6 protein-coding genes are annotated in these 7,181 nt (G+C 70.2%); 5 read left to right on the forward strand and 1 reads right to left on the reverse strand.

What is annotated here, in order from left to right; genetic code table 11:
- Nucleotides 1–148 precede the first annotated feature (148 nt).
- From AB0B72_RS36720 to AB0B72_RS36730, 3 genes are all read left to right on the forward strand, one after another.
- Nucleotides 149–1,045, forward strand: a complete 897-nt coding sequence (locus tag AB0B72_RS36720) for a hypothetical protein (protein WP_367744139.1) — start codon at nucleotides 149–151, stop codon at nucleotides 1,043–1,045.
- Between the two features lie 190 nt (nucleotides 1,046–1,235).
- Nucleotides 1,236–2,675 carry an MFS transporter gene (locus AB0B72_RS36725; RefSeq protein WP_367744140.1) on the forward strand — a complete coding sequence of 480 codons (1,440 nt, stop codon included), beginning with the start codon at nucleotides 1,236–1,238 and terminating at the stop codon, nucleotides 2,673–2,675.
- A 242-nt stretch (nucleotides 2,676–2,917) separates the two neighbouring features.
- Nucleotides 2,918–3,685, forward strand: coding sequence for a CAP domain-containing protein (locus AB0B72_RS36730; RefSeq protein ID WP_367744141.1), 768 nt, complete (start codon nucleotides 2,918–2,920; stop codon nucleotides 3,683–3,685).
- A gap of 74 nt (nucleotides 3,686–3,759) precedes the next feature.
- Here AB0B72_RS36730 and AB0B72_RS36735 read toward each other — a convergent pair whose 3' ends face one another.
- Entirely contained in the window at nucleotides 3,760–4,545 is a 786-nt protein-coding gene (locus AB0B72_RS36735; RefSeq protein WP_367744142.1) for a hypothetical protein, read from the reverse strand.
- A gap of 287 nt (nucleotides 4,546–4,832) precedes the next feature.
- Here AB0B72_RS36735 and AB0B72_RS36740 point away from each other — a divergent pair, with 287 nt between their 5' ends.
- Both AB0B72_RS36740 and dacB read left to right on the forward strand, forming a co-directional pair.
- The gene (locus AB0B72_RS36740; protein ID WP_367744143.1) at nucleotides 4,833–5,366 is read left to right on the forward strand and encodes an FHA domain-containing protein; all 534 of its coding nucleotides are present in this window, start codon (nucleotides 4,833–4,835) and stop codon (nucleotides 5,364–5,366) included.
- A 111-nt stretch (nucleotides 5,367–5,477) separates the two neighbouring features.
- Complete coding sequence (gene dacB / locus AB0B72_RS36745; protein ID WP_367744144.1) at nucleotides 5,478–7,025, forward strand: D-alanyl-D-alanine carboxypeptidase/D-alanyl-D-alanine-endopeptidase; 1,548 nt, start codon at nucleotides 5,478–5,480, stop codon at nucleotides 7,023–7,025.
- Nucleotides 7,026–7,181 lie beyond the last annotated feature (156 nt).

Raw genomic sequence — 7,181 nt, forward strand, 5'->3', positions numbered from 1 at the left:
CATGAGCATCACTCACGTAAGAGCCCAAGCAAGGACGTGTACCCCTCTTGGACCGGTCCCATCCACACTGCCGCTTTCTTGGTATTGATCGCACCTAATCTTCACGATTAGCCTGATTCGCCATGGTCCAGTCCCTATCGTTCAGCTTATGAGCATCGGGAACCCCTCCCTGGGCGACGTTCTCGCGCGGCACGGGAGCCCTCAGCAACTGCTGGCGGCGCTCGCCGAGTGGGGCATCCTGGTGGCGGTCAGAGCCGACCGCTCGGTGGTGCTCGGCACTACTCAGGGCGGGGAACGCGTGCTGCTCGGCTACACGAGCCCGGCGACGTACGCCCGGCACCGGGGCAGCCACTCGTTGTCGGTGTGCGACGCCGACACAGTGCTCGACATCCAGCGCGTCACCGGCGTGCGCGACATCGTGATCGACGCCGCCGGTCCCGCCGCGGCGGCGGTGCCCATCGACGACCTCCGGCGCTACCTCCAGGCGACGCGCACCGGCCCGACGCCCGCGCTGTCCGCCCTGGGCGTCCCCGTGCCCACCGCGTACGCCACGGGCGCGATGGCGACGGTGACCCGCTCCCAGGTGGCGCACGGGGCGCAGGCGGCGGCCCCCGCGCCCGCGCCGGTTCCCGCACCCGCCGGGCCCGCGCCCATGTCACCGCAGTGGATCCCCGCGCCACGCCAGCACCTGTCGGGGGCCATGCAGGTGGTCGACCCCGGCTACCGCCGGACCACGCACCCGATCCTGCCCGCCCTGCGGGTGGCGATCGGCGAGCTGCTGCGCGACTACCCGCACGTGCACCACGTGTGGATCTCCGAGGCGCGGACCGTCTCGGGCGCGTGGGGGATCATGCTGCACGTGAAGGTCCACACGGCGGTCGGCGACGACATCGTCAAGGACCTGCACCGCAGGATCCGCGCCCGGCTGCCGCAACTCGCGGCCAGCGAGGCGCCGGTTCTCATGGCACGCCTCACAGACGCGCACACCGAGCGACGGATGATCGAGATCGGTGCCCACGTCGTGTGCGCCGACGTCAGGGACTAGGCCGGCCGGTCGTTTCCGGTCCCCGCTCCAGCGGCTCCGTCAAGGAGCGGGACGCCCCGGCTTCCGGCCGCGGCCGGAAGCCGGGGCGTCCAATGGTGAGGAAAACCAGGGACGTCCTGGGGACGGGTCCGCCGCTCATCCGTTACTCACGAGTATTCCGGTCGGCCGCTTGTTCGGCTTGAATGTCGCCATGGTTTCCACTGCGGCGACGCCCTCCCCCACGGCGGTGCCCCTCGGCGTCCGTCTCGGATACGCAGTCGGCTCGTTCTGCGCGGCCAACTTCGCGGCCATCCCTGGGCTGCTGCTGTTGTTCTACCTGACGAACCTGCTGGCGGTGCCTCCCGTGCTCGCGGGAATCGTGCTGTTCCTGCCCAAGGCGTGGGACCTGATCGCCAACCCGCTGGTCGGGCGGTGGTCGGACCGGACGGTCTCTCGCTGGGGGCCGCGCCGGCCCTGGCTGCTGGCCAGCGCCGCCGTGCTTCCCGTGTCGTTCGCCCTGATGTTCGCCGGGTTCCCGCTCAAGGGAACGCCCGCGGCCGTCTATGTGGGCGTGACCTTCCTGATCGCCGCGACCGGATTCGCGCTGTACGAGGTGCCGTACAAGGCGATGCCCGCGGAGATGACCACCGACTACCACGAGCGGACCGCGCTGCTGCAGTGGCGGATGGTGTTCATCGCCATCTCGGTCGCGCTCAGCGGGGTCGTCGCACCGCTCATCGCCGACGAGTCGCTGGACGGCTACCGCCTCATGGGGATCGTGTTCGGCGTGATCCTCTTCGCCGCCATGATCGGCTCCTTCCTCGGGACGGCCCGCGCACCCTTCACCGGCCAGCAGCAGACCGAGGGAACGCTGCGATCGCAGATCGCGGCGGCACGTTCGAGCAGGCCCTTCATGTGGCTCCTCGGCCTCAGCTCGGCGCAGAACCTCGCGGTCGGTGTGATGCTCGCCGGCGCCCCCTACTTCGCGGCCTACACGCTCCACGACCCGGGGGCGACGAGCACGCTGTTCGCCGCCCTCGTCGGCCCGATGCTCGTCACGATGCCGCTGTGGGTGTGGCTGGCCCGGCGGCTCGACAAGCGCGGCGCCATGGTCCTTTCCGGCGGGCTGTTCACCTTCGGCGGGGTGCTGATCGCGGCGGCGCCGGCCTTCGGGTCGTTGTACGCCCATCTGATCGTGATGGTGATCGGCGTGGGCTACGCGGGCCTGCAACTCCTGCAGTTCTCCATGCTCGCCGACGTCATCGCCTATGACGGAATCGTCAGCGGCAAGCGGCGCGGCGGCGTCTTCACCGGCCTGTGGACGGCGGTCGAGAACGCGGTGAGCGCCCTGGGCGCCGCCATCTACGGCGCGGTGCTGGCCCTCGGCGGGTTCCTGTCGTCCGATCCGGACCACCCCGTGACGCAGCCCGAGAGCGCCCATGTGGCCGTCGTGGTCGGCCTGTCCGCCGTGCCCGCGCTGATCACGCTGGCCGGCGTCCTCATGACCCTGAAGTACGACCTGACCGCCACGCGCCTGGCCGCCGCCGTCTCCTCCAGCGCCTCCCCCGCCGCGTCGCCCGGCGCGGCGCCCGGCGCGGCGCAGGACGCTCCCAACGCGTCCGCGCCCGGCTCCACGGCACCCGAGGCCTGACCCGGCGGCTTGTCCGATGCGCGGCGGGGCGTGGCTCCGTCCGTACGGAACGCCGCGCGCGGAGTCCTGGGCGAAAGCGACTGCGAGGCGACGTGTCCGGTGACCAGTGGTGAATTTGAGGCAGACGAGGCCGAAGAGAAGGTAGATCTTTAAGGGATAAGAGTGATTTTTCGGACAACTGTGGTCGAGGGCGACCATAATGACGACTTCCGTCCAGCGTCTAACCCCTCTGGAGGAAGATCGTGAACAGAGTGCTCGGAGCGGCCCTGTGCCTTGGGAGCGTCGCGGCCATCGGTGTGTCCGCCGGCCCCGCCCAGGCCGAAAGCGGGCACACCGGCTGCCGGGTCGCCACCACGAAGCCGTACGTCGCCCAGGACGGGAAGATCCACGCCGCCGGCTCCCGGGCCGGCTGCGTCGACACGGCCCTGTTCCGGGTCCGCGTCCTGAAGTCCCGCACCGGCCCCGACCGCGTCGTGAAGAGCGGCTCCAAGGTGGTCAGGAACGCCCGCGTGACGGTGTCCGTGCGCTGCGCGGCCGGCGTCTTCTACACCGCGATCACCGACTACCGCGGCCACACGTCGAAGTCGAAGCCCGTACGGCTGACCTGCGCACCCGCACCCTCCACCGTGGGCACGGCCCTGGAGAACGAGGTCGTCCAGCTGACCAACGCCGAGCGGGCCAAGGCCGGCTGCGGCCCGCTCAAGCACGACGCCCGGCTGCACGCCGCTGCGTACGGCCACTCGGCCGACATGTCCGCGAGGAACACGCTCGATCACGATTCGGCGGACGGCCGCACGTTCGACCAGCGCATCAAGGCCGCCGGCTACTCCTTCACCGCGGCCGCGGAGAACATCATGAAGGACCTCAGTAAGCCTAGCGATGTCGTGCAGGGATGGATGAACAGCGCAGGGCACCGCCAGAACATCCTCAACTGCGCCTACACCGACATCGGCGTGGGCTACGTCGCCGCCGGCGGCTCGTACTGGACCCAGGACTTCGGCAAGCACTAGCCGGGGCCACCGGCTCCGCTCCCGGTCCCGTGACGCCGGGACCGGGAGCGGAGGCCGGCCAGATCAGGTCAAGATCAGCCCGTGCAGGACTGCCAGGTGGCAGGGTTCACGGACAGGTTCTGGTTCTGGAACTTGTAGATCGGGCTGGTGTCCTCGAAGTTCCACAGGCTGCCGGTCATCGTGGTCCAGGTGCCGGAGGTGGACTTCACCGACTGCGCCTTCATGATCGTGGGCTGCGTGCAACTGATCGACGGGACCGGATAGGCCGGGCCGGAGTCGGAGAAGTCCTCGATGTCGTGGGAGTACATCTCCACCGTGTCCCGGAGGTCGTCCCCCAGGAACCGCTTGCCGACGCCGTCCTTCAGGTCGACGAACACGCAGACCAGGGTGCCGTTCACGTTGGCCGAGTGGTTGGAGTCGCACCACTCGTAGGTGAAGACCAGCTCTTTTCCTGCCGGAAGGTTCGTCATGACGCCGCTACAGGTGGCGCCGACTCCCCAGCCGCTCGTGTCGCACAGGGGGTTGTTCCCGACGGTGCCGTTCTCGTCGCCGTAGTAGTACACCGACCACGAACCGGGCCCGTGGTAGATGCCGGCCTCCAGGCCGTAGTACCACGTGCCGACGGCGCCCCAGGCGGTGCTGTCGTTGTTGAGCGCGGGCACCTTCCAGGTGATCGACCAGCCGCGGGTGTTGCCGATGGTGCCGTTGTACCTCGCGTTGAGGGCGTAGTAGCCCTGCGTGCTCATCCCAGAGGGCGGGGGATGAGGGACGGCGGAGGCCGGGGTCGCGTCGATCATCGTGACGGCCGCCACGACGAGGGCCGCGAGCAGCCACCGGACACGGAGGGGAGAGCGGACCAACGGATCTCCTCAGGTAGACGTTGCTGACCCGAGAAGTGTGCGAGGCGGTTCATGCGCCAGAAAATGCACATTTCGTACATGACAATGATCACTACATTGGAGAAAGCGGATCTTGTCAGATTCGCGCCGGCGGGGTTGGATGTGATCACGTACGGCGAAGCATCCGATGCGCCCCGCGCCTGCCGCACCACGTACGGAAGGGCGGGAGTACGCCAGACACAGGTGGATTGGGAGGGAATGCGGCGCTCTTCTGGACACTTCGCGGGGGCGCGTCGGATACTCCAATCATGAGCTCACCCCCGGTACGCGCCTCGGACGGGGACCGCGACCGCGCGCTCAGCGAGCTCCGCGACCGGGCCGCCGAGGGGCGGCTGTCCATGGACACCTTCGTCGGACGCGTCGACATGGCGCTGCGCGCGCGGAGCCGGAGCGAGCTCGACGAGCTGATCGCGGATCTGCCCCACCGAGGGCGCTGGCGCAGGCGCATCACCGAGGCCGTCTCCTCGGTGTCGGACCTCTCCCACCGGATCGAGTCCGCCTGGCGGCGCCCCCGCCTCCCACGGCTGGCCCTGCCCACGGACGGCCGCGTCCGCTACGTCGTGGGCCGGGGCTCCTCCTGCGACCTGGTCCTGGCGGACCTCACGGTCTCCCGGGTCCACGCCGAGCTGCTCCGCGAAGAGGACGACTGGCTGCTGGTCGACCTCGGCTCGATGAACGGAACCCGGCTCAACGGCTGGCGGCTGGTCGGGCCCGCGAGGGTGCGGACGGGCGACGAGATCTCCTTCGGTGACTGCGCTTTCATGGTGTCGGCCGCCGCCTGACCGGTGGAGGGCATACCTGCGGCACAACACCGGCGGATACGCATATTTCCGTATTGATGATCAGGCGGGTTGTGCCGACGATCGCGGAAAGCCAATCATCGGGAGCCGACTGTGCGATTGTCACGACGAACATCGATCATGCTGGCCGGCGTCGTCCTCGCCACCGGGATCGCGGGCTCCGGCGGCCCGGCGGAAGCCCTCGACCCGGCGCCGGGCGTCACCGACCTGACCCACGACATCGATCAGATCCTCGGCGACTCCCGGCTCGCGCCCGCACGCGCCGGAGTCGTCGTGAAGAGCGTGACCACGGGTGAGGATCTCTACACCCTCGACGCGGGCAAGCTGTTCGCCCCGGCGTCCAACACCAAGCTGCTCACCTCCGCCGCCGCGATCGACACGCTCGGCCTCGACTACCGGTTCAGGACGGAGGTCCTCACCGCGTCCAAGCCGGGCCGCCAGGTCACCGGCGACCTCGTCCTCAAGGGCACCGGCGACCCGACCATGCTCGCCGCCGACTACGACGCGCTCGCCGCGAAGGTGGCCCAGTCCGGTGTCCGGGTCGTCACCGGACGGCTGATCGCCGACGACACCTGGTTCGACGCCGTACGGCTGGGCACCGACTGGGCCTGGGACGACGAGCCGTACTACTACGCGGGACAGATCTCCGCGCTGACCGCCTCCCCGGACACCGACTACGACGCGGGATCGGTGATCGTGTCGGTCGCGCCGGGGAGCGCGCCCGGCGCGCCCGCGAAGATCTCCACCACTCCGGAGACCGGCTACATCAAGGTCGACAACAAGGCCGTGACCGGTGCCGCCACCGACGTGACCGTCGAGCGGCAGCACGGCACCAACACCGTCCTCGTCACCGGCACCGTGGCCGCGCCGTACGACGAGTGGGTCACCGTCTGGGACCCGGCGCTCTACGCGGCCTCGCTGTTCCGCAAGGGCCTGGCCAACCACGGGGTCCGGGTGCTCGGCGCGACCGTGCACGGCGCGGCGCCGCAGGGGGCGGCCGCGATCGCCACCCGCGAGTCGATGCCGCTGCGCGAGCTGCTGGTGCCGTTCCTGAAGCTCAGCAACAACATGCACGCCGAGATCCTCACCAAGGCGATGGGGCGGAAGGTCTCCGGCGCGGGCACGTGGGCGGCCGGCCTGGCGGTGACCACGGCGTTCGCCAAGGCCAACGGGGTGCAGACGCTGCGGCTGCGCGACGGATCCGGGCTGTCCAGGGTCGACGCGCTGACGCCCTCGGGCATCACCGCGCTGCTCGCCGCCGTCCGCGGCAAGCCGTGGTTCCAGACGTGGTACGACGCCCTTCCCGTGGCGGGGCAGGCCGAACGGATGGTCGGCGGCACCCTGCGCAGCCGGATGCAGGGCACTCCGGCGGCCGGGAACGTCCACGCCAAGACCGGCTCGCTGACCGGGGTGTCCGCCCTGTCCGGCTACGTGACCGGCGCGGACGGCGAGCCCCTGGTCTTCTCCGTCGTGTCCAACGGCTACCTGGCGAGCTCCGTGAAGGACCTGGAGGACAAGATCGCGATCAGGCTGGCCCAGTTCAGCCGGTCGGCCCCCGTGGACGCGGCGCAACCCCTGCGAGCCGCCGCCCATCCCGTCGCCGACCTCGAGTGCTCCTGGGTCAAACCCGCGACGTGCTGATCCGGCCCCAACCATCCGGCCCGCCGATCCGGCCCGGCCCCCGCCGTACCGACGGGTGAACGCGGCGCGGGGGGGGGGGGGCCGGGGGGGGGGGGGGGGGGGGGCATCGACTCGGCGGGCTGGCCAGGCTCGACGCGGTCGGCAGGCTGACCAGGC

Origin of the sequence: Microbispora sp. NPDC049125 (assembly GCF_040802045.1) — a bacterium.
GTDB lineage: Bacteria > Actinomycetota > Actinomycetes > Streptosporangiales > Streptosporangiaceae > Microbispora.

Coding starts and splice junctions, on each gene's coding strand:
- AB0B72_RS36720 (WP_367744139.1), top strand. CDS start 149: ATGAGCATCGGGAACCCCTCCCTGGGCGACGTTCTCGCGCGGCACGGG.
- AB0B72_RS36725 (WP_367744140.1), top strand. CDS start 1,236: ATGGTTTCCACTGCGGCGACGCCCTCCCCCACGGCGGTGCCCCTCGGC.
- AB0B72_RS36740 (WP_367744143.1), top strand. CDS start 4,833: ATGAGCTCACCCCCGGTACGCGCCTCGGACGGGGACCGCGACCGCGCG.